The following is a 22,958-nucleotide window of genomic DNA, read 5'->3' as shown; positions in this document are numbered from 1 at the left end:
GCTTTCGCAGGAGCACTGATCCGTCAGCAATCCACCTTCCGCTCGGTCGGCGTATGTGGCTGCACGCAGGGGTGCGTTGGATAGGCTTCGAGGTCCAGCTCGGTCGCCTCCCGGACGACCTCCACCCGATCTCCCGCATCCTTCATCTCGTAGAGCTTGCCGAGCGCAAAGGTGAACGGCCGGTGGAGCACCATCATCAGCCGGCCATCGAACGCGCGGAACAGCATGCCGTGGCCGCTGTCGCGCCGGACCAGCGGGTCGAGCTGCTCCCACGGACCTTCGAGCCTGCCCGATTTCGAGCGTGCGATTCCCTGGATGTAGCCGCGCTCGCCATAGCTCGACCACAGCATCACCAGCGTGCCGGCGCCCGTGCGGTAGAATTGGGGACCGTCGGTCACCCAGACATTGTCGCCGTCCGCCTGGCGCTGGCCCTTGGCCCACGGCGCTTCATTGGCGCGAAACAGAACGCGCGGCTCGCCCATGGCAGCGAGATTGTCGTCGAGCGGGATCGCTTCGATCGTGCCGATCGTGGTCTGCAGCCATTCATGCGCATAGACGAGCCATGGCTTGCCGGCCGCATCGACATGGAGCGTGCCGTCGAGCGTCATCAGCGCTTTCGGCGCGATCGGCTCGCCGTTCCGGACGACGCGATACGGCCCATCGACCTTGTCGGCGACCGCGAGGATCGTGCCGCGGCGATAGGGTTTGCGGTTGCCTGTCGGCGGCAGCGTCGCGGCTTCGTCGTGGAACGTGGTGAAGAGGTACCACTTCCCCTTCCACGCGTGGACTTCGGGTGCCCAAGCGCCGTCCTTGGCCCAGATCCCCTCGGGCAGCGCGAACGCGACGCGCGGGCGGCTCCAGTGCTTCAGGTCCTTGCTGGAATAGACCATCGTGCCGAGCCGGCGGTCGCCGGTCATCGCAGTCTCGTTGCGGGTGAACAGATAATAGGTCTTCGTGGCCTTGTCGGCGACGATGAACGGATCGTGGAGCTGCATCTGCGGGAGCAGCAGCGGTGCCTCCGCGGGCTTTTGCTGTGCGGCGGCGGGCGTGGCGACAAGCACGGCCAGCGCCGCGAACAGATGTTTGATGCGCATTCCCGTTCCCCTCAAGCGCGGGCCGCCGCGATCTCTTCGAGCGACTTGCCTTCGTTGCGCGGCGCCCAGATCAGGCCAACCATGCCGCTCACCACCAGGAAGCCGGTGAGGATCCACGCGAGCGTGGTGAAATCGTAAGCGGCGAGCGTCGGCACCGCGAGACTCCAGATGCCGAGGCCGATGCGGACGATCGCGAAGGTGGCGCCCTGCGCGGTCGAGCGGATCGCGGTGGGGAAGAGCTCCGCCGACCAGAGCTGGAAGAAGCTCTGCGCGCCGAAACCGCCGGCGATCCCCATGATCACGACATGGAGGATGACGATCTCGAGCTTGAACCCGAAGATCGCGAGCAGCGCCATGCCGACCACGTGCATCCCCGCCGAGATGCCGAAGAGCAGGCGCTGGTTCACCTTGTCCGACAGCGTCATGAAGATGGTGAGGATCGAGATCATGCCGATCAGGAAATAGCCCGCCGGCAGCATCGTCGCGGTCCATGCGGGGAGATTGTTCTGGGCGATCAGATAGGGTGTGAAGAAGCCGTTATAGCCGGCCCACAGGTTCCAGAAGCCGTACATCGAGGCGAGGAACAGCATCGAGCCGAGATAAGCGGGCTTGAACAGTTCGCGCCAGCTCTGGCTGAGCGCCTGGCCGGCAGTGGCGGCCTGGCTATCCTCCCAGCGCTGCGATTCCCGCATCCGCGAGCGCAGGAAGGTGAGCGCGATCGCCAGCACCGCGAGATGCGCGAACAGCCAGCGTATGCCGGTGATGCCCCAGGGCTGGAGGAAATAAGCGGCGACGAGCACCGCGACAGGGCCGAGATACCAGAGCATCTGCGCCACGCCCGAATGCGCACCGCGTTTGTCGTCGGGCGCCTGCTCCGCGATCAGCGACCAGGAGGCGGGGATGTCCGCGCCCACTGCGAGGCCGACGAGCACGAAGCCCAATACGATCATCCACGCCGACGAGGCGAAGATGAGGAAGAGCATGCCGAACGCGTAGAACAGCATGTCGTACTGGTAGATCTTCTTGCGCCCGAACTTGTCGCACAGGATGCCGCCGATCAGCGCGCCGACGCCCGCCGATATGGCGTTGGCGCTGAATGCGCCGATCAGCCCGATGAAATTATCGGAAAGGCCGTAAATTTCCTTCCACAGCGCCAGCGCCACCGATCCGGCGACGATCGACCCCGCGTCGATATAATTGGCGAGCCCCGCGAGGATCGTGTCGCGCCACTTATGGTCCGGGGTATCGCTCATATGTCCCCTCAGATGCCCAGCCCGAGCCGATAGATACGATCGGCGTTGCGCCCCCAGAGCGCGCGGCGCTCGTCTTCGCTGAAATCCCGGGTGATCGCGTCATATGCATCGAGATGCTGCGCGAAGCTGCCGAATAGCTTGTCGGTAGGGAAATCGCTGGCGAACATCGCGCGATCGGTGCCGAACAGCTCGATCGTCTGGAGGATATAGGGCCGCGCCTGTTCGAGGCTCCACGGGCGATGGGTGAAGCCCATTCCCGACAGTTTCGTCGCGACATTCGGCAAGGCGGCGAGCGCGGCCATGCCCGTGCGCCATTGCTCCCATTCGCCGGGAACGGCCATGCCGGTGTGGTTGATGATGACCTGAATTTCGGGGTGCCGGGCGATGAGCCCCGCAAGCTCCGGGAACTGGCCGGGATAGGCCTGAAGGTCGAAGCTCAGGCCATATTTGCCGAGCAGCGCGAAGCCGCGCGCCCAAGCCTCGTCCTGCGTCACGTCGCGGGACGAATAAGTGCGGCGCGGATCCGGGTGCCAGTTGACGATATGGCGGATGCCGCGGACGTTGGGGTGCGCGGCATGTGCTTCGAGCAGGCGCTCGACTTCCGGACCGTCCAGCGCGGCGAAGGCGATGATCGCATTGGGCATGCCGCGCGCGTCGGCGAGACCCTGAAGCCATTCGGTCTCGGCGAGCGCGGCCGAGGCATCGGCGCCGGCATCGACATGGACGGTGCCGCGGACGTCCCAGCCCTGCACATCCGCAAGGTAATCGTCGAGCAGGTAGGTGTTGGCGATCGGCTCAACGCTGCCGTTCGGGCCGTCATCGGCGAACGGCGGCGTCAGCCAGGGATAAGCGATGCGGTCGAGATCCCAGAGATGCACATGAGCATCGATGAAGGGCAGATCGCGCGCCATTTCCTCTCCTCTTGTCGTCATCCCGGCGAACGCCGGGATCTCGCGCCGCAGGCCGTTCGCTTGCCGCCTGAGATCCCGGCTTTCGCCGGGATGACGGAGATTGGCTTAGTACGTCGTCCGGCCGCCCGACGTGTCGAAAGTCGAGGCGGTGGTGAAGCTGCACTCCTCGCTCGCCATGAACAGGATCATCGCAGCGCTTTCCTCGGCTTCGCCGAGGCGGCCCATCGGAATCTTCGAGCGCATGTAATCAACTTGGCTCGCGGGAAGCTGGTCGAGGATCGGGCTCTCGAACGTGGCCGGAGTCAGTGCGTTGGCGATGATGCCCTTGCCCGCCAGTTCCTTGCCGAGCGACTTGGTGAGGCCGATCACGCCCGCCTTCGATGCCGAATAGGCCGAGGCGTTGGGATTGCCTTCCTTGCCAGCCACCGAAGCGACATTGACGATGCGGCCATAGCCGTTCGCCAGCATGTGGGGGACGACCGCGCGGCAGCAATAGAACAGCCCGTTCAAGTTGATCGCGACCACCCGCTCCCAGCTGTCGAGCGGATATTCGTGGACCGGCGCAGTAGCGCCGGTGATGCCCGCCGAGCAGACGAGGACATCGATCCGGCCGAGCGCCTTGGCGGTCTCGTCCGCGGCGCTCGCCACGGTCGCCGCGTCGGAGACGTCGACCAGCGCCGTATGCGACGCGCCGACCTCGGCCTTGGCCGCGGCCAGCCAGTCAGCGTTGACATCCCACAGCGCCACCTTGCCGCCCTCCGCGACGAAGCGCTTGGCGACTGCGCGCCCGAGCCCGGAGGCGCCGCCAGTAATGATCGCGGTACGGCCCGCGAAGCGATCGGCATAGAGCGTCAAGCGACCTTCTCCGACCATGCGACGACCTGCTGCGCCTGCTCGCCGAGCTTCTCGATGCCGAGCGCGACCTTGTCGCCGGCCTTGAGGTAAATTGCCTCCGGTTTCTGGCCCATGCCGACGCCGGGAGGCGTGCCGGTGGTGATGATGTCGCCGGGAAGCAGCTTGATGAACTCGCTGACATAGGCGACGATCTTCGAGACCGGGAAGATCATCGTCGCGGTGGTGCCGTCCTGCTTGCGTTCGCCGTTGACGTCGAGCCAGAGGCGTAGGTTCTGCGGATCGCCGACCTCGTCGGAAGTGACCAGCCACGGACCGACCGGGCCATAGGTCGGGCAGCCCTTGCCCTTGTCCCACGTGCCGCCGCGGTTGATCTGGTAATCGCGCTCGGACAGGTCGTGGACCACGCAATAGCCGGCGACGTGATCGAGCGCGGAGGCTTCATCGATATAGGACCCGCCCTTGCCGATGATCACGCCGAGTTCGACTTCCCAATCGCTCTTCACCGATCCGCGAGGGATCACGACAATGTCGTGCGGCCCCTGGATGCAGCTCACTGCCTTGGTGAAGATCACCGGCTCTTCGGGGATCGGCAGGTTCGATTCGGCAGCGTGATCGGCATAGTTCAACCCGATCGCGATGAACTGGCGGGTGACCGACACCGGCGGGCCGTAGCGTACGCCTTCGGGCGCGAGCGGCAGCGAGGCGGGATCGATCGCGGCGAGCGCGGCAAGGCCCTCGGGCAAAAGCTGATCGGGCCCGATGTCGCTGATGTGGCTCGAGAGGTCGCGGATGCGGCCTTCGGCGTCGATCAGGCCGGGGCGTTCGTTACCGGCGGGTCCAAAACGGCAGAGTTTCATATCGGGTCTCTCGTTCTCAATGCGTGTAGGGGCGGTGCATCGGCAAATCGCGATTGAGCTCGACCCCGAAGCCGGGCGTGTCGAGCGCGCTCACGTGCAGGCGCCCGTTCACGGGCACCGGCTCGCCGATCAATTGCGGGTGGAACATGGGCACGACTTCGGTCGGCCCGGGATGCATCATCAGGAACTCGGCGAACGGGCTGTTATGCCGGGTGATCACGAAGTGGTAACTGTACACCGACGAGCCGTGCGGGATCATCAGCACGCCCTTGCTGTCGGCATAAGCGGCGATCTTGATCAATTCGGTGACGCCGCCGCACCAGCCCACATCGGGCTGTATGATGTCGCAGCATTCCATGTCCATCAGCATGCGGAAGCCCCAGCGGGTCGCCTCGTGTTCGCCGGTGGTGACGAGCAGGCCCTTGGGGGCGTTCTTCTTCAATGCGGCATAAGCCCAGTAATCGTCGGGGCTCAGCGCCTCCTCGATCCATTTGAGCCCGCACTCCTCGTACGCCCGGTGCGCGAGCCGCGTGGCGTAATCGAGATCGAGGCTCATCCAGCAATCGAGCATCAGCCAGAAATCGTCGCCGACACGGGCTCGCATCTCGGCGAGCTCGGCGATGTTCTTGTGAAGGCCTTCCAGCCCTTCGGCGGGGCCATGATGCAGCGGCAGCTTGCCGCCGATGAAGCCGAGTTCCTTGGCCACATCGGGCCGCGCGCCGGTCGCGTAGAATTGTAGCTCGTCGCGCACCGCGCCGCCGAGCATCTGATAGACCGGCTCGCCGCGCAGCTTGCCGAGCAAGTCCCAGAGCGCGAGGTCGACTCCCGAGATGGCGTTCACCACCAGCCCCTTGCGGCCGTAATATTGCGTCGAGAAGTACATCTGGTCCCAGATCTTCTCATATTCGGTCGGGCTGCGGCCCTCGAGGAAGCGCGCGAGATGCTTCTCGACGATGAAGGCGGCAGGCTCGCCGCCGGTGGTCACCGCGAAGCCGATCGTACCGTCCTCGGCTTCGATTTCGACGATCAGCGTGCCGAGCACATTGATCCCGAAGCTCTGGCGCGACTGGCGATATTCGGGATAGCGCGCCATCGGCGTGGCGATGTGGTCATCGATCCAATGGCCTTCGCCCTGATCGTGATAATCGGCACCGCCGCCGCGGACGGTGAACGCGCGGACGTGCTTGATCTTCGAAAGGCCGGCTGCCGCCACGTCTTCTGATCCCTTTTGCGGCAAACGTACCACATCTGGGCACGTCGCCTGATAATGTGAAAAACTGCGGACAACACATACCATCATGTGATACGTCGCGCCGCTATGCCTGACTGAATGGGTCTGGCGGGTGCCGAAATGCTCCGCCGCTTCGCACCCCTCCTGATGCTTTACTTTCTCACTTTATGGGATAGGATGTTACGAGATGAGACGCGACACGTCAAACGCTGAATCGGAAACGACCGAGAAGAAAGCGGGCCCCAAGGTACAGGGCAGCCAGACGCTGATCCGTGGGCTCGACATGCTCGACAAGGTGATCGACGGCCCGATCAAACTCGCCGAGCTGTCGGCGCGGATGGGGCTCACCCGCTCGACCACGCACCGTCTCGCCAATGCGCTGATCGATCGCGGCTTCCTCACCTATCTGCCGCGCGACGGCTATCAGCTCGGCCCCAAACTGATTCAGCTCGGCTTTCTCGCGCAGAGCCAGGCCGACATCGTCCAGATCGCCCGCCCGCGGATGGAAGAGCTCGCTGCGGCTTCCGAGGACACGGTGCATCTCGGGCGGATGGACGGCGACCTCGCGCTCTATCTCGACAAGATCCCGGGCCGCCGCCGCGTCGAGATTTCGAGCCGGATCGGCGATCGCCAGCCGCTCACGTCGACCGGGCTCGGCAAGGCATTGCTCGTCGACGGCAGCGAAGCCGAATGGACGCGGCTGTTCGAGGCCGACCAGGCGCATGGCGCGCCGCGTGCGAACCGCGAACTTTGGTTCGAGCGGATGCGCGGCTATGCCGAGGCCGGCCACGCCTACGACCTCGAGGAGAATGAGGACCAGATCCGCTGCGTCGCCGCCCCGGTGCGCGACGTTTCCGGCAAGATCGTCGCGGCGATCAGCGTATCGAGCGCCGCGCAATATATGGACGACGAGCGGATGGCGGCACTGAGCTCCGAGGTCCGCGAGACCGCGCAGAAGATCAGCACCGATCTGGGCTGGAGCCCCGATGTGCGCCCGCCGCGCCGCGCACGAAGATAGCATCAGGAGAGGCTAGTGAAGTTGTTGGAAGGCAAGACCGTGCTCGTCACGGGCGCATCGACGGGCATCGGCCGTGCCGCCGCGGTGGGCGCGGCGAAGGCCGGCGCGGACGTGGTGATCAATTATCACAGCCGCGACGACGACGCCGCGGCCTGCGTTGCCGAGATCGAGACCGCCGGCCAGCGCGGGCTGGCCGTGAAGGGCGACGTCGCCGCGCCCGAGACCGCGACCGAGTTCGTGGCGAAAGCGGTCGAGGCCTTCGGCAAGATCGACGTGATGGTCTCCAACGCCGGCATCTGCCCCTTCCACTCCTTCCTCGACATGCCGGTCGAGACGGTCCAGCGCACGATGCAGGTCAATCTGCTCGGCGGCTATTTCATGTGCCAGGCGGCAGCGAACCAGATGGTGCGGCAGGGCCATGGCGGCGCGCTGATCGCGGTCTCGTCGATCTCGGCCTTGGTCGGCGGCGAATATCAGACGCACTACACGCCGACCAAGGCGGGGCTCCATTCGCTGATGCAGTCGACTGCGATCGCGCTCGGCAAGCATAATATCCGCTGCAATTCGGTGTTGCCGGGCACGATCCTCACCGAGATCAACAAGGACGACCTCGCCGACGAGGAGAAGCGCAAGTACATGGAAGGGCGCATCCCGCTCGGCCGGTTGGGCCAGGCCGAGGATCTCGCCGGCCCGATCATATTCCTCGCCTCCGACATGGCGGCCTATGTCACCGGCGCGGCCTTGCTGGTCGACGGCGGCGCGTTCGTGAACCTGCAATGAGGATGCTGCTCGCCGCCGGCGCGGCACTGCTCGCCATGGCCCTCCCCGCCCAGGCCCAGCAACGCATCCTGATCGCGAGCGATTCGACCGCCGCGAACTATGGTGCGGACAAATATCCGCAGACCGGCTGGGGCATGATGCTCAAATGCGGCCTCCAGCCCGATGTCGAGGTGATCAACCGTGCCGTCGGCGGGCGTAGTACCCGCACCTTCATTTCCGAAGGAAAATGGGACGCGCTGCTCGCCGAATCCAAGCCCGGGGACGTCGTGCTGATCCAGTTCGGCCACAATGACGCGAGCGTTTCGCGCCCCGAGCGCTATGCGCCCGCCGCAACGCTCTATCGCGACAACCTCCTCCGCATGATCTGGGAATCGCGCGGCCGCGGCTTGATCCCCGTGCTGGTCACGCCTCCTGCCCGCCGCTCGTTCGACGGCGCCCGCGCCAAGGCCGATTTCGCCGCCTACTCGCAGGTGGAGCGCGAGCTGGTGGTCACCACCAACACGCCGCTGATCGACCTCGAGGCGCGCTCGCTCGATTTCGTCAGCAGCGCGGGCGAGGCGGGATCGAAGAAATATTACCTCCATTACACGCCCGCCGACAAACTCTCCGCCTTCCCGAACGGCATCGCCGACGACACGCATTTCAGCGAACTCGGCGCCCGGGCGATGGCCAATCTGGTCGCGCAGGAGCTCAAGGGCCTGAAGATACCCGTGGCCGAAAAAGTGCTCCCCGAACGCCCCGACCTCACCCGCACCAAGCCGCTGGGCAACTTCGCCTGCCACTGAGATAAATAGCCGAGCGCCGCACATCCTGCCGCACCCCGGCAGCATGCCCGTCGCCGATTATTGACACCGGTGGACATCTCGCACAGCATCGGCTGCGGCGACCTGTGTCTGGAGTGTGACCAAAAGCCCACAGCGCAGGGACTAATCCCAAAAGGGGGATTGGCGAGACGTTTTCGTTACGTCATATATATTGGGAAATAAGAACAACAAATGAGACTCGTCAGCGCAAAGCGCGGCGGTCAGGCAGGACAAGAGGAGGGGAAGAGCATGAAGCTTTCAGCATATTCGCGCGCTCGCGGCGCCGGGATTTCGGGCGTGGCGCTGACCGTGGCGCTGGCGTGGACACCGGTAGCAGTGGCGCAGGACGCGCCCGCCGCCGCCCCTGCAGCGCAGCAGACTCCGGAGACGACCGACGAAGGCGAGATCGTCGTCCAGGGCTTCCGCGCCTCGCTCAACACTGCGCTCAACCAGAAGCGTGAGGAGACCGCCGCGGTCGACTCCATCGTCGCCGAGGACATCGGCAAGTTCCCGGATTCGAACCTCGCCGAATCGATGCAGCGCGTCCCCGGCGTCGCGCTGTCGCGTGGCGACGGCGGCGAAGGCCGCAACATCTCGGTCCGCGGCCTCGGCGCCGGCTTCACCCGCGTGCGCATCAACGGCATGGAAGGTACCGCGCAGACCGGTTCTTCCGACATTTACGGCGCCGGCAATTCGGGCCGCAGCTTCGACTTCAACGTCTTCCCGACCGAGATCTTCTCGGCGCTGTCGGTGCGCAAGACCACGTCCGCGGACGTCGAAGAGGGCTCTCTCGGCGCGACCGTCGACCTCAAGGCACCCAAGCCGCTCGACTTCAAGAAGGACTTCACCCTCTCGGCGACTGTGCGCGGCGTCTACAACACGATCAGCAAGAAGGTCGATCCGCGCGCCTCGCTGCTCGTCTCGAAGCAGTTCGCCGACGGCACCTTCGGCGTGCTCGCCTCGGTCGCCTATCAGAAGCGCCACATCCGCGAGGTCGGCTATTCGGCGGTCGACATCCTCGCGTCCAACACCAACGGCCTCGACCCGGACGGCAACGGCCCGGCCGCGCTCCAGCCCTTTTGCACGCCGATCGGCTATACGCCGCTCAGCCCCGCGGTCGGCACCAAGGGCGCGACGGCAACGCTGTGCAGCACGGGCAACCCGCGCACCAGCACGCTTGCCGCCTACAATACCGTCGCAGGCCTGCGTCGCGCCGACGCACCCAACACGCCGGGCAGCGGCGCCTTCCTGCCCCGCCTGCCCCGCTACGTGAATTCGGAGCAGGACACCAAGCGCATCGGCGGCACGCTGACGCTGCAGTTCTCCCCCGATGACGATACCGACATCAGCGTCGACGCGCTCTATTCGCGTTACGAGGTCGAGCGGCGCGACAATTACATCCTCGGCCTGTCGTTCGGACGCAGCGTCACCAACAACGGCCAGCCGATGGTGTCGGTGCGCGACATCCAGTTCGATGACAAGGGATCGCTGGTCTACGGCCTGTTCGATGGCGTCGACGTCCGTTCGGAAGGGCTGGTCGATCACTGGATTTCGGACTTCAAGCAGGGCAATCTGAACTTCCGTCACCGCTTTTCCGACAGCTTCGAGATGACGGCGCTGTTCGGGATCAACCAGTCGGTCTGGTGGGGGCCGAAGCGCTTCCAGACCTTCATGGACGCGATCGACACCGATAATTTCTCGGTCGATTTCCGCGACGGCGAGGCGACTCCGATCATCGGCTTCGGCTTCGACGTCGCCAATCCGGCGAACTTCACCTATGCGCCGGCCCTCGCCGACGGGACGGTGCTGGGCGGGTTCAGCTTCCAGGGCAAGCCGTCGAAGAACCAGACCGACAACCTCACCGCCGAGGTGAACACCGACTGGGACATCGACCAGGGCCTCAAGCTCAAGATCGGCGCGCAGTTCCGTCGCAGCGATTATAATGCGTACAACTCCAGCCCGTACACCGCCGACACGATCGTCCGGCCGCTGCCCGCGGGGACGTCGCTTGCCAGCATCACGCGCCAGATCAGCGGGCTCGACGAGCTGTTCGGCCGCGGCGCGCCGGCGAGCTGGGCCGCGATCGATCCCGACAAATGGGACGGCGTGTTCGACTTCGATTCGGTACGCTTCTGCCGCACCGAATGCGGCGCCGGCGCCTCGCGGATCCGCGAGGAGGTCAAGAGCGCCTATGTGATGACCACGTTCAACACCGAGGACCAGCTCCCGGTGAAGATCCGCGGCGACATCGGCGTGCGTTATGTCCGCACCGACATGCTCGCGGCAGGTTATATCTCGGTGTCGGCCCCGGCGGGGTCCACGCCCACCAATCTGCGCGGCCAATATGGCCAGGTGCTGCGCGGCTATGACGATTGGCTGCCCTCGGGCAACGTCGCGATCGAACCGGTGGAAAATCTGATCCTGCGTCTGTCGGCCGCGAAGGTCATGGCGCGTCCGGAGCTCGGCCAGCTCGCACCGACCAGCGGCATCACCGCCACCACGCGTACGGGTAACATCAACAATCCGTTCCTCGATCCCATCCGCGCCGACACCTTTGATGCCGCGCTCGAATGGTATTTCAAGCCGGGTTCGCTGTTGTCGGTCGCCTATTTCAAGAAGGACATCAAAAGCTTCGTCCAGCGCGTCACCAGCCAGATCCCGTTCAACCAACTGGGGCTCCCGGTGGAGCTGCTCACCGGCACCAATACTGCGCCGACCGAGATCTTCACGATCGGCCAGCCGGTGAACACGCCGGGCGGTCCGCTCGAGGGTTTCGAAGTCAATGCGCAGGTCCAGCTCGACTTCCTGCCGGGCTTCCTCGGTAATTTCGGCGTGCTGGCGAACTACACGCATGTCACCTCAACGATCCAGTACGTGCTGGCGAGCGTGAACGGCGTGCCGACGGTGACCACCACCGCGGACCTGATCGGCCTTTCGAAGAACACCGCCAGCGGCACGCTCTTCTACGAGGACAGCAAGTTCAGCATCCGCGGGACGGCCAGCTATCGCGATCGCTACATCCGCGGCATTCCCGCCTCGGCAGGCAGCGATCTGCAGGGCAATTCGCCGAACCTGTTCGTCGACGCATCGGCCTCCTATGCGATCACCGACAACATCAAAGTGATCCTGGAGGCGCAGAACCTCACCGACGAGCGCAACAACCTCTATATCGACAGCCAGCGCAAGGACACGCTGTTCCAGACCCGGATCGGACGGACGTTCAACTTCGGCGTGAACTTCCAGTTCTGAGGCGAATCGACATTCAACTCCTCCCCTCCCTTTTAGGGAGGGGCTAGGGGGTGGGTAAGGAAAGGCCGGGCTCGATGCCCGGTCTTTCCTTCTTTTCCGAGCTGCTCGATGGGCTCGCTGCGCTCGCACCCACCCCCTGCCCCTCCCTTGCAGGGAGGGGAGGCAGTTTGCTGAAGCGTCGTGCGCGATGGTCCGCTTCCTTTCATCACCGAAGAAGCGGGCCGCGATCGGGGGATCGCGGCCCGCTTTGCGTATGGACATAATCCCGAAATGTAAATCATCGTGCCATTAGTTGGGAATCGATTGACTCCGCTCGCCACCCGGAGCAGCTTCGCCGCAAAACAAATCGGGGAGAGGTTTCATGCTGGTGGCACTCATCATTGCGTCCGCAGTTCCTGCGCAAGCGGCGCCGATCTTCGCGGGGCGGCAGGTCGAGCGGCTCGATCGCGGACTGGTCGCTGTCCCGGCGGCGGGCGGTGGCAACCATGTCTCGTGGCGGCTGCTCGCGACCGACGCCAAAGGCGCGCGCTTCACGCTGTATCGCGACGGCAAGGTGATCGCGCGAGTGAGCGGCCAGCAGGCGACGAGCTATCTCGACAGGAGCGGCACCGCCGCCTCGCATTATGCGCTCGCCGCGCGCGACGCCGGCACAACCGTCTGGGCGAACGGCTATCTGCCGATCCCACTCGACAAGCCCGCCGACGGCCGCACCCCTGACGGCGAGACATATAGCTACACGGCCAACGATGCCTCGGTCGGCGATCTCGACGGCGACGGGCGGTACGAGCTGATCGTCAAATGGTATCCATCGATCGCCAAGGACAATGCCTTTTCGGGCCATACCGGGGCGACGCTGATCGACGCCTATACGCTTGAAGGCAAGAAGCTGTGGCGGATCAATCTCGGGCCCAACATCCGTTCGGGCGCGCATTACACCCAGTTCATGGTCTATGACCTCGACGGCGACGGCAAGGCCGAGATCGCGATGAAGACCGCCGACGGTACTGTCGACGGTACCAACCGGACGCTCGGCGACCCCCACGCCAGCTGGACCAGCCGCGAGGGCGAAGTCGACATCGACGACCGCACCGGCGCCAAGGTTCTGCCCGACGGCAAGAAGGTCTCCGAGCTCAAGGGCCGCATCCTCAAGGGGCCCGAATATCTCACCGTGTTCGATGGGCTCACCGGCCGCGCGCTCGCCTCCGCGCCTTACGCCCCGGCGCGCGATCCGAGCGGCGACAACCCGACCTACGACCAGATGAAGGCGACCTGGGGCGACGGGTACGGCAATCGCTCCGAGCGCTATCTCGCGGGCGTCGCCTATCTCGACGGGCACCGGCCGAGCCTCGTCTTCGGGCGCGGTTATTATGCCCGCTCGACGATCGCCGCCTGGGATTACCGGAACGGCAAGCTCGGCATGCGCTGGCTGTTCGACAGCGCGACGCCGGGCAACGAGAAGTTCGGCGGCCAGGGCAACCACCAGCTCTCGGTCGCCGATGTCGACGGCGACGGCCGCGACGAGGTCTTCTACGGATCGATGGTGATAGACGACAACGGCAAGGGGCTATGGTCGTCGGGGCTGGGGCACGGCGATGCGATGCACTTGTCCGATCTCGACCCGACGCATCCCGGGCTCGAGAAGTTCGGCGTCCACGAGACCATGCGGATGAGCGGCAACCGCGGCGCGGCGATGCTCGACGCACGCACCGGCGCGATCCTCTGGTCGACTCCCGCCGACAAGGATACCGGCCGCGGCATCGCGATCGACATCGACCCGCGCCACCCCGGCGCCGAGGCGTGGGCGAGCAATTCGCGCGAGCTCTACGACGTGAAGGGGAATGTCATTCCCGGCGGGCATCCCCGCGCGGCCAATTTCGGCATCTGGTGGGACGGCGATCGCCTGCGCGAGCTGCTCGACGGCAAGAAGATCACCAAATGGGACTGGAACACATCGAGCGAGCAATTGCTGCTCGATCCGCCGGGCGTGGTCTCAAACAATGGCACCAAGGCGAACCCGTCGCTCTCGGCCGACATCCTCGGCGACTGGCGCGAGGAGCTGGTGGTGCCGAGCGCGGACAGCACCGAACTGCGCATCTACGAAACGCCGATCCCCACCAGCGAACGCATCGTGACGCTGATGCACGATCCGGTCTATCGCCTGGGTGTGGCATGGCAGAACACCGCGTACAACCAGCCTCCGCACACGTCCTACTTCCTCGGCGCGAAGTAAGGCGATGCTGCTGATCGCGCTCCAGATGGCAATGACCCAGGCCCCGCTCCGTTTCGATCTCGAGCCGCCCAAGCGCGCCACCGGCCACATCGCGGTGGCGACGGACAAGCCATACGAGAAAGGCGGCTTCGGCTACGAGGCGCAGCGCCGCGGCAAGGAGTTCCTGTTCTCCGCCGCGGTGCCCGAGGGCAATTACCGCGTGACGGTGCGGCTCGGCGGGCGCGTGACGGTGAAGGCCGAATCGCGCCGGCTGATGCTGCGCGACATCATTACGAAGCCCGGCCAGTACGTCACTGCCAGCTTCATCGTGAACGTCCGCAATGCCCAGCTCGCCCCGCCGCCCGCGAACGCGCCCGGCGGAAGCCAGGTCAAGCTCAAGAGCCGCGAGGCGGGCAGCTACACCTGGGACGACAAGCTCACCCTCGAATTCCTCGGCGATCCGCGCGTCGCCTCGATCGACATCGAGCCGGCCACGGTGCCGACGGTATTCCTCGCCGGCGATTCGACGGTGACCGACCAGCGTTCGGAGCCCGCGGCGAGCTGGGGGCAGATGCTGCCCGCACTGTTCGGACCCGATGTCGCGATCGCCAATCATGCGGAATCGGGCGAGACGCTGAAATCGTTCGTCACCGAATTGCGCTTCGACAAATTGCTGTCGCTGATCAAGCCGGGCGACTGGCTGCTGATCCAGTTCGGGCATAACGACCAGAAGGCCAATTGGCCGCAAACCTATGCCGACCCGGCGATCACCTACCCCGCCTGGCTGCGCACCTATATCGCCGAGGCGCGCCGCCGCGGCGCGCATCCGGTGCTGGTGACTTCGCCCGAGCGGCGGAACTATGAAAACGGGAAAGTACGTCGCACGCTCGCCGAATATGGCGCGGCGGCACGCAAGGTGGCGCGCGAGGAGAAGGTGCCGCTGCTCGACCTGCAGGAACGCACCGTCACGCTCTACGAAGCGCTGGGCGAGGCGAAGGCGGCAACCCTGTTCAACGATGGTGGCAAGGACCGGACACACCACAATAATCCCGGCGCATGGTTCCTCGCCCGCGCGGTCGCCGCCGAGATCGCCGCGCAGGTGCCCGAGCTGGCAACCCACCTGAAGCCCGCGGCGCGCAGCTTCGACACGGCAAACCCCGATCTCACCGAAGGCGCGATCGCCCCGAGCCTGGCCGAGAGCAACGTGAGGCCGGCGGGGAGCTGATGACGCCCGTTTCCGTCACCCCGGCGAAAATAGTGCGCACCGGCGCCACATTCGACGTCCGCGATCACGGCGCGCGGGGCGACGGCATCGCGCTCGACTCCCCCGCGATCAACGCCGCGATCCTGGCCGCCGAGGCGGCGGGCGGCGGGATGGTGATCCTGCCGCCGGGCAGATATCTCAGCTTCTCGCTCCGCCTGAAAAACCGTGTCACGCTGGTGATCGAGGATGGTGCCACGTTGGTCGCCGCCGAAAAGGGACAGCTCGGCGCCTATGACCTGCCCGAGGAACGCGGCCCCCAGCTCTATCAGGATTTCGGGCACAGCCACTGGCACAACAGCCTGATCTGGGCCGAGCATGCCGAGGATATCGCGATCATCGGCAAGGGCCGGATTAACGGAGCCGGCCTCACTCGCAACGGCCCCGGCACGCCGTGGAGCCGCCAAGCCGGCGAACGCCCCCTCTCGATGGCGGCGATGCCCGCCGCCGATATCGGCAAGCTCGAACGCAATCGCGCCGCGATGCAGGGCATGGGCAACAAGGCGATCGCGCTGGCGCATTGCAAGCGCGTCAAGCTCGACGGCTTCAGCATCTTCAAGGGCGGGCATTTCGCGCTGCTGGCGAGCGAGATCGACGGTCTCGACATTACGAACCTCGACATCGACACCAACCGCGACGGTCTCGACCTCGATTGCGTCCGCAACGCCCGTGTCGAGCGCTGCCGGGTCAACACGCCCAATGACGATGCGATCGTGCTCAAGACCAGCCTCGGGCTCGGCAGGCGTTCGTCGTGCGAGGACATCGCAATCCGCGACTGCCAGGTCAGCGGCTTCGATCTCGGCACGATGCTCGACGGCACGCGCCAGCGCACCCAGGAATTGTCGCCCGACCGTGACCGGGTGACCGGGCGGATCAAACTGGGCACCGAGAGCAACGGCGACTTCCGCCGCATCCGCATCGCCAATTGCCGCTTCGAGCGCAGCCGTGGGCTCGCCTTCGAGACTGTCGACGGGGGCGTCATCGAAGACGTGCTCGCCGAGAATATCGAGATGGCCGAGGTGACGACCGCGCCTTTGTTCCTCCGCCTCGGCGCCCGGCTGCGCGGGCCCGAGGGCACGACAACCGGCGCGATGCGCAACATCGAAGTGCGCGGACTGAAGGCGACGGGCATCGATCCGCGCTTCGCGGCGATCCTTGCCGGGCTGCCCGATCATCCGATCGAATGCGTACAGCTGCGCGACATCGACCTCTCCTTCCGGGGCGGCACTTCCGAGCCGGTGCCGGCGAGCCCGCTCGAGCTCGCCGATGCCTATCCCGAGCCGAGCATGTTCGGCCCTACCCCGGCCTGGGGTTTCTGGGCGCGCCACGTCACCGGGCTCGAAGTGAAGGGGCTGCGCCTCAACCGCGACGGCAATGATCCGCGCCCGCCGGTGCTGCTCGACGATGCGCAGGTCGCCCGCGTCGAGGATGCGCAATATTGGCCCGGCGAGGTTTGACGCCGCGCCCGCAGTCGACTATCCAAATACTGCGTTATAATCCCACATAATGGGCTTCAGGAGAGGGCATGACGACCACCCACGCATTCAAGATGCAGCTGAAGCCCGGCGTCGTCGATGAATATAAAGCGCGCCACGACGCGATCTGGCCTGAGCTGGCCGAGCTCCTCCACCATAGCGGCATCCGCGACTATTCGATCTTCCTCGACGAGGAGACATGCGCGCTGTTCGCGGTCCTGAAACTCACCGATGACAATAGCCGCGAGGCGCTGCCCGGGCATCCGGTGATGCAGAAATGGTGGGATTACATGGCGCCATTGATGGAAGTCGAGCCCGGCAACAAGCCGAAGGAATGGCCGCTCAAGCCGGTGTTCCACCTGCCATGATCCGCGCTCCTCGCACCCACAAGCCCGTTCGTGCTGAGCTTGTCGAAGCACGCCTTTCCACAAGGCCGATCGCCTGCGGCACTGCGCCCTTCGACAGGCTCAGGGCGAACGGTTGGGGTGTGATCCGCGCCGCCCTTCTCGCCGCCTCCGCGCTGCTCGCCCTACCCGCCGCCGCACAGGAAGCCCGCCAAACCGCGAACTTCAACGCGCCGGTCAAGACCTTCGGCCGCATCTCGTACGATGCGCGCTCGCTGATGATCGACGGCAAGCGCACGATCATCTGGTCGAGCGAGATGCACGCCTTCCGCCTGCCTTCGCCCGATCTGTGGCGCGACGTGCTGCAGAAGATGAAGGCGAGCGGGTTCAACACCGTCGCTTTCTATTTCGACTGGGGCTTCCACAGCCCGAAAAAGGGCATCTACGATTTCAGCGGCATCCGCGACATCGACCGCCTTCTCACCATGGCCGAGGAGGAAGGCCTGTGGGTCATCACCCGCGCCGGCCCCTATGTGAACGCCGAGCTCACCCGCGGCGGCTTCCCCGGCTGGCTGGTCAACCAGCGCGGCCGCGCGCGTACCGATGATCCCGAATATCTCGCCGCCTCGGACGAGTGGCTGACCCGAGTCAACGCGATCATCGCGCGCCACCAGGTCAACGGTGACGGCAAGGGCCACAAGGGCAATGTCATCCTCCACCAGATCGAAAACGAGCTGGCGCTGACCACCCCGGCGCAGCGCCGCTACATGGACCATCTCTACGCCAAGGCGCGCGCCGACGGCATCACCGTGCCGCTGTTCCACAACGATCAGGGCCGCAACGGATACTGGGTGCCGGAGGACTCCAAGGTCGAGAAGACCGTTCCTGGTCCCAACGACCTGTACGCATTCGACGGCTATCCCGGCGGCACCTGCACGGTGAACGGCAAGCCGACCCGCGGATCGGCGGCGCCCGACTGGGGCTATTACGGCCCGGGCGGCGCAAAGGGCGGTGCCTCGGCCTCGCCTAACACGCCCGGCTTCCTCGCCGAGTTCGGCGGCGGCTGGTTCGATTATTGGGGCTCGAACGGCGGCTATGAATGCAACGCCATCCAGCGCGGCAAGCGCTTCCAGCGGGTGTTCTACGGCACCAATCTCGCCAACGGGATCGGCATCCAGAGCTTCTACATGGGATTCGGGGGAACGAGCTGGGGCTGGCTTCCCGCCCCGGTGGTGTTCACCAGCTATGATTACGGCGCAGCCCTTTCCGAGGCGCGCGAAGTCCGCCCCAAGGCCGAGGAGCTCAAGCAGCTCGGCGGGTTGATCGCGGCGGTGCCGGACCTTGCGGGCATGATCCCCGCGGGGCCGGTGCAGATCTCGTCGGACAAAATTCAGGTCTATCACAACAAGAGCCCCGAGACCGACGCGCGCTTCCTGCTGGTCACGCACAAACCCTCGAACAGCCAGACCAATGACCGCTTCACTTTCACCGCCGACTTGCCCGACGGCCGCTACACGCTGCCGATGCAGCTCGACGGGTTCGACGCGAAATGGCTGGTCGCAGGGGTGAATCTGGGCGGCCAGCGGCTGGTCTATTCGACTTCCGAGCTGCAGGCCTTGGTCCGGCAGGACGGCCGTGACGTCGCGCTGATCTACGGTCGCGCGGGCGAAGCGGGCGAGACGGTGCTGCGCTATGCCAGCGCGCCCAAGGTCACCGTGCTCGAAGGCGGCGCGACCTCGGCGTTCGACGCGACCAAAGGGGACCTCAAGCTCAATTACGCGCATCGCGGCCTCACCCGCGTACGGATCAGCGGTGGCGGGCGACCGGACTTGCTGCTGCTGATCGGCGACGAGGCCGAGGGTGCGAAGTTCTGGCATGTCGGAGACGTGCTGGTGCGCGGGCCCGCGCTGGTACGTACCGCCAGCGCGGCCAAGGGAAATCTCGCCCTCACCGGCGATACCCGCGAACCTACGCCGCTCGAGATCTGGGCACCTGCCGGCGTTCGCAGCGTGACGTGGAACGGGGCGAAAGTCGCGATCACCCGCACCGCTTCCGGCACGGTGGCTGCAAACACGCCGCTCCCCGCCCCCGTCGGCTTCGCCCTGCCCGCGCTCACCGACTGGCGAGTCGCTCCGGGCTCGCCCGAAGCCGATCCCGCCTTCGACGACCGCGACTGGGCGAAGATCGACAACCGCGCGTACGCCAGCATCACCGCGCGCGCCGACGGCCAACCCAACATGCTGATGGATGCCTATGGCTTCCACGAAGGCGATGTCTGGTATCGCGGCCGCTTCACCGGGAGCCCGGATGCCGAGCGGCTAAAGCTCCATTATGGCGCGGGTGGCGCAGGGCTGGTTCAGGTGTTCCTCGACGGCAAGCTGATCGGCCAGGACGAAATCCCCGCCGGCCTCCCCCGACCGATCACCACCGGCGCGCCGAGCTTCACGCTCCCTGATGCGGCGCGCACGCCCGGCGAGCATGTGCTGTCGGTGATGGTGCGCAACAACGGCCATAATTGGGACCTCGACGCCGACGATTTCCACAAGGAGGCGCGCGGCCTCGTCTCCGCCTCGATCGAGCCGGTCGCCGGCCCGAGCTTCGCGGTGCCGATCGCATGGAAGATCAACGGCCGCGGCGAGGACTTGCCCGATCCGGTGCGCGGCGTCGCCAATAATGGCGGCCTCGATGGCGAGCGGCGCGGTTGGTATCTTCCCGGTTTCGACGATCGCGGCTGGAAATCCGCCCCCGCCCAGGCCACTCCCGGTACCAGTTGGTACCGCACCAGCTTCGACCTCGCCGTGCCCAAGGGGCAGGACGCGACGATCGGCCTCGCTTTCGGCGACACGTCGAAGCCACGCTCGCCGGTGGCCTATCGCGTGCTGATCTTCGTCAACGGTTGGAACATGGGCCAGTTCATCGCGCATGTCGGCCCGCAACGCGTCTTCCCGATCCCCGAGGGAATCCTCAACCATCGCGGCCGCAACAGCATCGCGCTGGCAGTGACGTCGGACGGCGCGCCGGGCAATACGCTGGAGGAAGTGAAGCTCGTCACGCTGCGCAACGTCAGGGGCGGGATCCCGGTCAGGATGGTTCCCGCTCCCGCGACGCCGGCCGAGCTGAAATGAGGGTAACCCGCCGTCAGACAATCGGCGCAGGTGCGCTCTGCGTGGCGGGCCTCGCCGCGCCGGCGCAGGCGAAGTCCGGCGCGCGGCCCTGGCCCTTCCTCATCGGCGCCGATATCTCGTGGGTGCCCGAGGACGAGTTCGCGGGCGCGACCTATTATCTCGACGGGGCGCGGAAGGACCCGCTGGCGATCTTCCGCGAGGCCGGGTTCAATGCGCTCAAGCTCCGGCTCTTCGTCGATCCCACCAAGGGCTATTCGAAGGGCAAGCCCGGCGGGCCGTGGTGCGGGCTCGATCAGATCATCGACTTCTCGAAGCGGATCAAGGCGGCCGGCTTTCACCTTTCGATCACGCTCCATTATTCGGACACCTGGGCCGACCCGCAGCATCAGGAGAAACCCGCGGCATGGGCGGACCTGCCCTTCGGCAAGCTGGTCGAGACGGTTCATCGCTACACCGCCGACACCTTCGCCGCGCTCAAGGCCGCCGGCGCGGCGCCCGATCTCGCGATCCTCGGCAACGAGACGACCTTCGGCATGCTCTGGCCCGAAGGCCGCGTGCCGCTGACCATCCCGACCGGCAATCCGCAGACCGATGCCGTGCACATGAACGTGGCGGGCGCAGGCGGTTATGCCCGGTTCGCGGCGCTCCTGAAGGCGGCAATTTCGGCCACCCGCGAGACACTTCCCGGCGTCCCACTCGCACTCCACAACCATCTCGGCCGCCACTGGGCAATCGTCCGCCACTGGACCGACAGCCTGATCGCGCGCGGCGTGGATTTCGATGCGCTCGGCTTCTCCTGCTATCAGCAGCAGGCCGAAGGCGATTGGGAGCGGACCTTCGCCGAGTTCGCCAGGCGCTATCCCGACAAGGGCTTCTTCGCGATCGAATACTCCTCGCGCAAACGCTACCTCAACGACCTCGTCCACGCGCATGCCAATGGCTGGGGCAGCTATATCTGGGAGCCGACGCGGCACCAGGAAGCGATCTTCCTCAAGGACGGCGTCAACGCAGGCGAAGGCCCGCGCCCCAATTTGCTCTCGCAGGGAATCAACGGCGCCGAGGCACCCGGCGCAGCCCCCGCTCCGCCGACGCCGCGCAAGCCGCGCGATCACGGCGGACGCTATGACGCCGATCCGAACTTCATTCGCCTCTACCAAAAGATGGCGAAGGACTATGGGGTCACGAAGTGACTCGCCCTCACCTTATCGAACTCAGGAGACACTAATTGGCTGCCCTCACCCACGACGTCCCGCGCAGCGAGATCACGTCGAAGATCGACCTGCTGATGGACAATCTCGTCAACATCAAGGACGAGACCGGCGAGTTCCTGCTCCATCTCGAGGACGGCCGGATCATCGACACCAAGGGCTGGGCCGGCTGGGAATGGACCCACGGCGTCGGCCTGTTCGGCATGTGGCGCTATTACGAGCAGACCGGCGACGACAAGGCGCTGCACATCATCAAGCAATGGTTCGAGGACCGCTTCGCCGAGGGCACGCCGACCAAGAACATCAACACCGTCGCGCCGTTCATCACACTGGCGTACCTCTACGAGCAAGAGCCCGACCCGCGCTACATCCCCTATCTCGACACCTGGTGCGAGTGGCTGATGGCACCCGACGGTCTGCCCAAGACCGAGGAAGGCGGCTTCCAGCACATCGTCTATAACGACGAGAATCCCGGCGAGATGTGGGACGACACACTGATGATGTCGGTGCTGCCGCTCGCCAAGATCGGCCTGCTGCTGAACCGCCCACAATATATCGAGGAAGCCAAGCGGCAGTTCCTCGTCCACATCAAATATCTGTTCGATCGCAAGACCGGTTTGTGGTTCCACGGCTGGGACTTTAACGGCCGGCACAATTTCGCCGAAGCTTTGTGGGCGCGCGGCAATTGCTGGGTGACGATCGCGATCCCCGAGATCATCGAGATCCTCGATCTGCCCGAAGGCGACGCCTTCCGCACTTTCCTGATCGACACACTCGCCGCGCAGGTGAAGACGCTCGCCGAGACGCAGGACGAGAGCGGGCTGTGGCACACCTTGGTGATGGACCCGACGAGCTATCTCGAAGCCTCGGCCACCGCGGGCTTCGCCTATGGCATCCTGAAGGGTGTCCGGAAGGGTTATCTGCCGCGGCACTATGAGCAGGTCGGGATCAAGGCCGTGAAGGGCGTGCTCGCCAATATCGATGCGACCGGCGAGCTGCAGCAGGTCAGCTTCGGCACGGCGATGGGCGACACGCTGCAATTCTACAAGGACATCCGCCTGACTTCGATGCCCTACGGCCAGAGTCTCGCGATCTGTGCGCTGGGCGAGTTCCTGCGGACCTATATCTGATGCTGGGGGCGGCGTGGTTCCTCGAGCTCGCCGCCCGTCGATTATTCCTGTCATCTCCTCAAAAGCCCACCGTCACCCCGGACTTGTTCCGGGGTCCATCGGGAGACCAGGGCTGGACGAGAGGCTCTATGGTAGTCGGTGAGGCTGAGTGGGCC

Annotated in this window: 17 protein-coding genes; 11 read left to right on the top strand and 6 right to left on the bottom strand. The window is 65.5% G+C overall.

The window, feature by feature from the left end; all coding sequences use genetic code 11:
• Window positions 1-23: 23 nt before the first annotated feature.
• From ASE13_RS15215 to rhmD, 6 genes are all read right to left on the bottom strand, one after another.
• Entirely contained in the window at window positions 24-1,094 is a 1,071-nt protein-coding gene (locus tag ASE13_RS15215; protein ID WP_235536998.1) for a glycoside hydrolase family 43 protein, read from the bottom strand.
• Window positions 1,095-1,105: 11 nt separating this feature from the next.
• Window positions 1,106-2,347 (bottom strand): MFS transporter, encoded by a 1,242-nt coding sequence (locus ASE13_RS15210; RefSeq protein ID WP_056617564.1) that lies wholly within the window; start codon window positions 2,345-2,347, stop codon window positions 1,106-1,108.
• An 8-nt stretch (window positions 2,348-2,355) separates the two neighbouring features.
• Window positions 2,356-3,258, bottom strand: a complete 903-nt coding sequence (locus tag ASE13_RS15205) for an amidohydrolase family protein (RefSeq protein WP_156404910.1) — start codon at window positions 3,256-3,258, stop codon at window positions 2,356-2,358.
• A gap of 105 nt (window positions 3,259-3,363) precedes the next feature.
• Complete coding sequence (locus tag ASE13_RS15200) at window positions 3,364-4,131, bottom strand: SDR family NAD(P)-dependent oxidoreductase (protein WP_414885375.1); 768 nt, start codon at window positions 4,129-4,131, stop codon at window positions 3,364-3,366.
• Window positions 4,110-4,970 carry a fumarylacetoacetate hydrolase family protein gene (locus tag ASE13_RS15195; RefSeq protein WP_056617555.1) on the bottom strand — a complete coding sequence of 287 codons (861 nt, stop codon included), beginning with the start codon at window positions 4,968-4,970 and terminating at the stop codon, window positions 4,110-4,112. The genes ASE13_RS15200 and ASE13_RS15195 overlap by 22 nt, the downstream gene beginning before the upstream one ends.
• A gap of 16 nt (window positions 4,971-4,986) precedes the next feature.
• On the bottom strand, window positions 4,987-6,183 hold the full coding sequence (gene rhmD, locus ASE13_RS15190) for an L-rhamnonate dehydratase (RefSeq protein WP_056617552.1): 1,197 nt from the start codon (window positions 6,181-6,183) through the stop codon (window positions 4,987-4,989).
• A 205-nt stretch (window positions 6,184-6,388) separates the two neighbouring features.
• Between rhmD and ASE13_RS15185 the strand changes: the two genes are divergently transcribed.
• The 11 genes from ASE13_RS15185 to ASE13_RS15135 all read left to right on the top strand — a co-directional run bounded on the left by ASE13_RS15185 (window position 6,389) and on the right by ASE13_RS15135 (window position 22,803).
• A complete protein-coding gene (locus ASE13_RS15185) occupies window positions 6,389-7,219 on the top strand; it encodes an IclR family transcriptional regulator (RefSeq protein WP_056617550.1) in 831 nt (276 codons plus the stop codon).
• 15 nt (window positions 7,220-7,234) lie between these two features.
• Window positions 7,235-7,999 (top strand): SDR family NAD(P)-dependent oxidoreductase, encoded by a 765-nt coding sequence (locus tag ASE13_RS15180; protein WP_056617547.1) that lies wholly within the window; start codon window positions 7,235-7,237, stop codon window positions 7,997-7,999.
• On the top strand, window positions 7,996-8,784 hold the full coding sequence (locus ASE13_RS15175; RefSeq protein ID WP_056617545.1) for a rhamnogalacturonan acetylesterase: 789 nt from the start codon (window positions 7,996-7,998) through the stop codon (window positions 8,782-8,784). The genes ASE13_RS15180 and ASE13_RS15175 overlap by 4 nt, the downstream gene beginning before the upstream one ends.
• A 267-nt stretch (window positions 8,785-9,051) precedes the next feature.
• On the top strand, window positions 9,052-12,051 hold the full coding sequence (locus ASE13_RS15170; protein ID WP_056617968.1) for a TonB-dependent receptor: 3,000 nt from the start codon (window positions 9,052-9,054) through the stop codon (window positions 12,049-12,051).
• A 361-nt stretch (window positions 12,052-12,412) separates the two neighbouring features.
• The gene (locus ASE13_RS15165; RefSeq protein ID WP_056617542.1) at window positions 12,413-14,281 is read left to right on the top strand and encodes a rhamnogalacturonan lyase; all 1,869 of its coding nucleotides are present in this window, start codon (window positions 12,413-12,415) and stop codon (window positions 14,279-14,281) included.
• 4 nt (window positions 14,282-14,285) lie between these two features.
• On the top strand, window positions 14,286-15,485 hold the full coding sequence (locus ASE13_RS15160) for a rhamnogalacturonan acetylesterase (RefSeq protein ID WP_056617539.1): 1,200 nt from the start codon (window positions 14,286-14,288) through the stop codon (window positions 15,483-15,485).
• Window positions 15,485-16,978: a glycoside hydrolase family 28 protein gene (locus tag ASE13_RS15155; RefSeq protein ID WP_056617536.1), complete on the top strand. Its 1,494-nt coding sequence runs from the start codon at window positions 15,485-15,487 to the stop codon at window positions 16,976-16,978. The genes ASE13_RS15160 and ASE13_RS15155 overlap by 1 nt, the downstream gene beginning before the upstream one ends.
• Window positions 16,979-17,046: 68 nt before the next feature.
• Window positions 17,047-17,364 carry an L-rhamnose mutarotase gene (locus tag ASE13_RS15150; protein WP_056617533.1) on the top strand — a complete coding sequence of 106 codons (318 nt, stop codon included), beginning with the start codon at window positions 17,047-17,049 and terminating at the stop codon, window positions 17,362-17,364.
• A gap of 119 nt (window positions 17,365-17,483) precedes the next feature.
• The gene (locus ASE13_RS15145; protein ID WP_235536997.1) at window positions 17,484-20,465 is read left to right on the top strand and encodes a glycoside hydrolase family 35 protein; all 2,982 of its coding nucleotides are present in this window, start codon (window positions 17,484-17,486) and stop codon (window positions 20,463-20,465) included.
• Window positions 20,462-21,655: a glycosyl hydrolase 53 family protein gene (locus ASE13_RS15140; RefSeq protein WP_056617530.1), complete on the top strand. Its 1,194-nt coding sequence runs from the start codon at window positions 20,462-20,464 to the stop codon at window positions 21,653-21,655. Before ASE13_RS15145 ends, ASE13_RS15140 begins: the two co-directional genes overlap by 4 nt.
• Before the next feature lie 35 nt (window positions 21,656-21,690).
• Entirely contained in the window at window positions 21,691-22,803 is a 1,113-nt protein-coding gene (locus ASE13_RS15135; RefSeq protein ID WP_056617527.1) for a glycoside hydrolase family 105 protein, read from the top strand.
• Window positions 22,804-22,958 lie beyond the last annotated feature (155 nt).

Origin of the sequence: Sphingomonas sp. Root241 (assembly GCF_001428865.1) — a bacterium.
GTDB lineage: Bacteria > Pseudomonadota > Alphaproteobacteria > Sphingomonadales > Sphingomonadaceae > Sphingomonas.
Note: the sequence above shows the minus strand (reverse complement) of the source record. Positions and strands in the feature narration are given on the sequence as shown.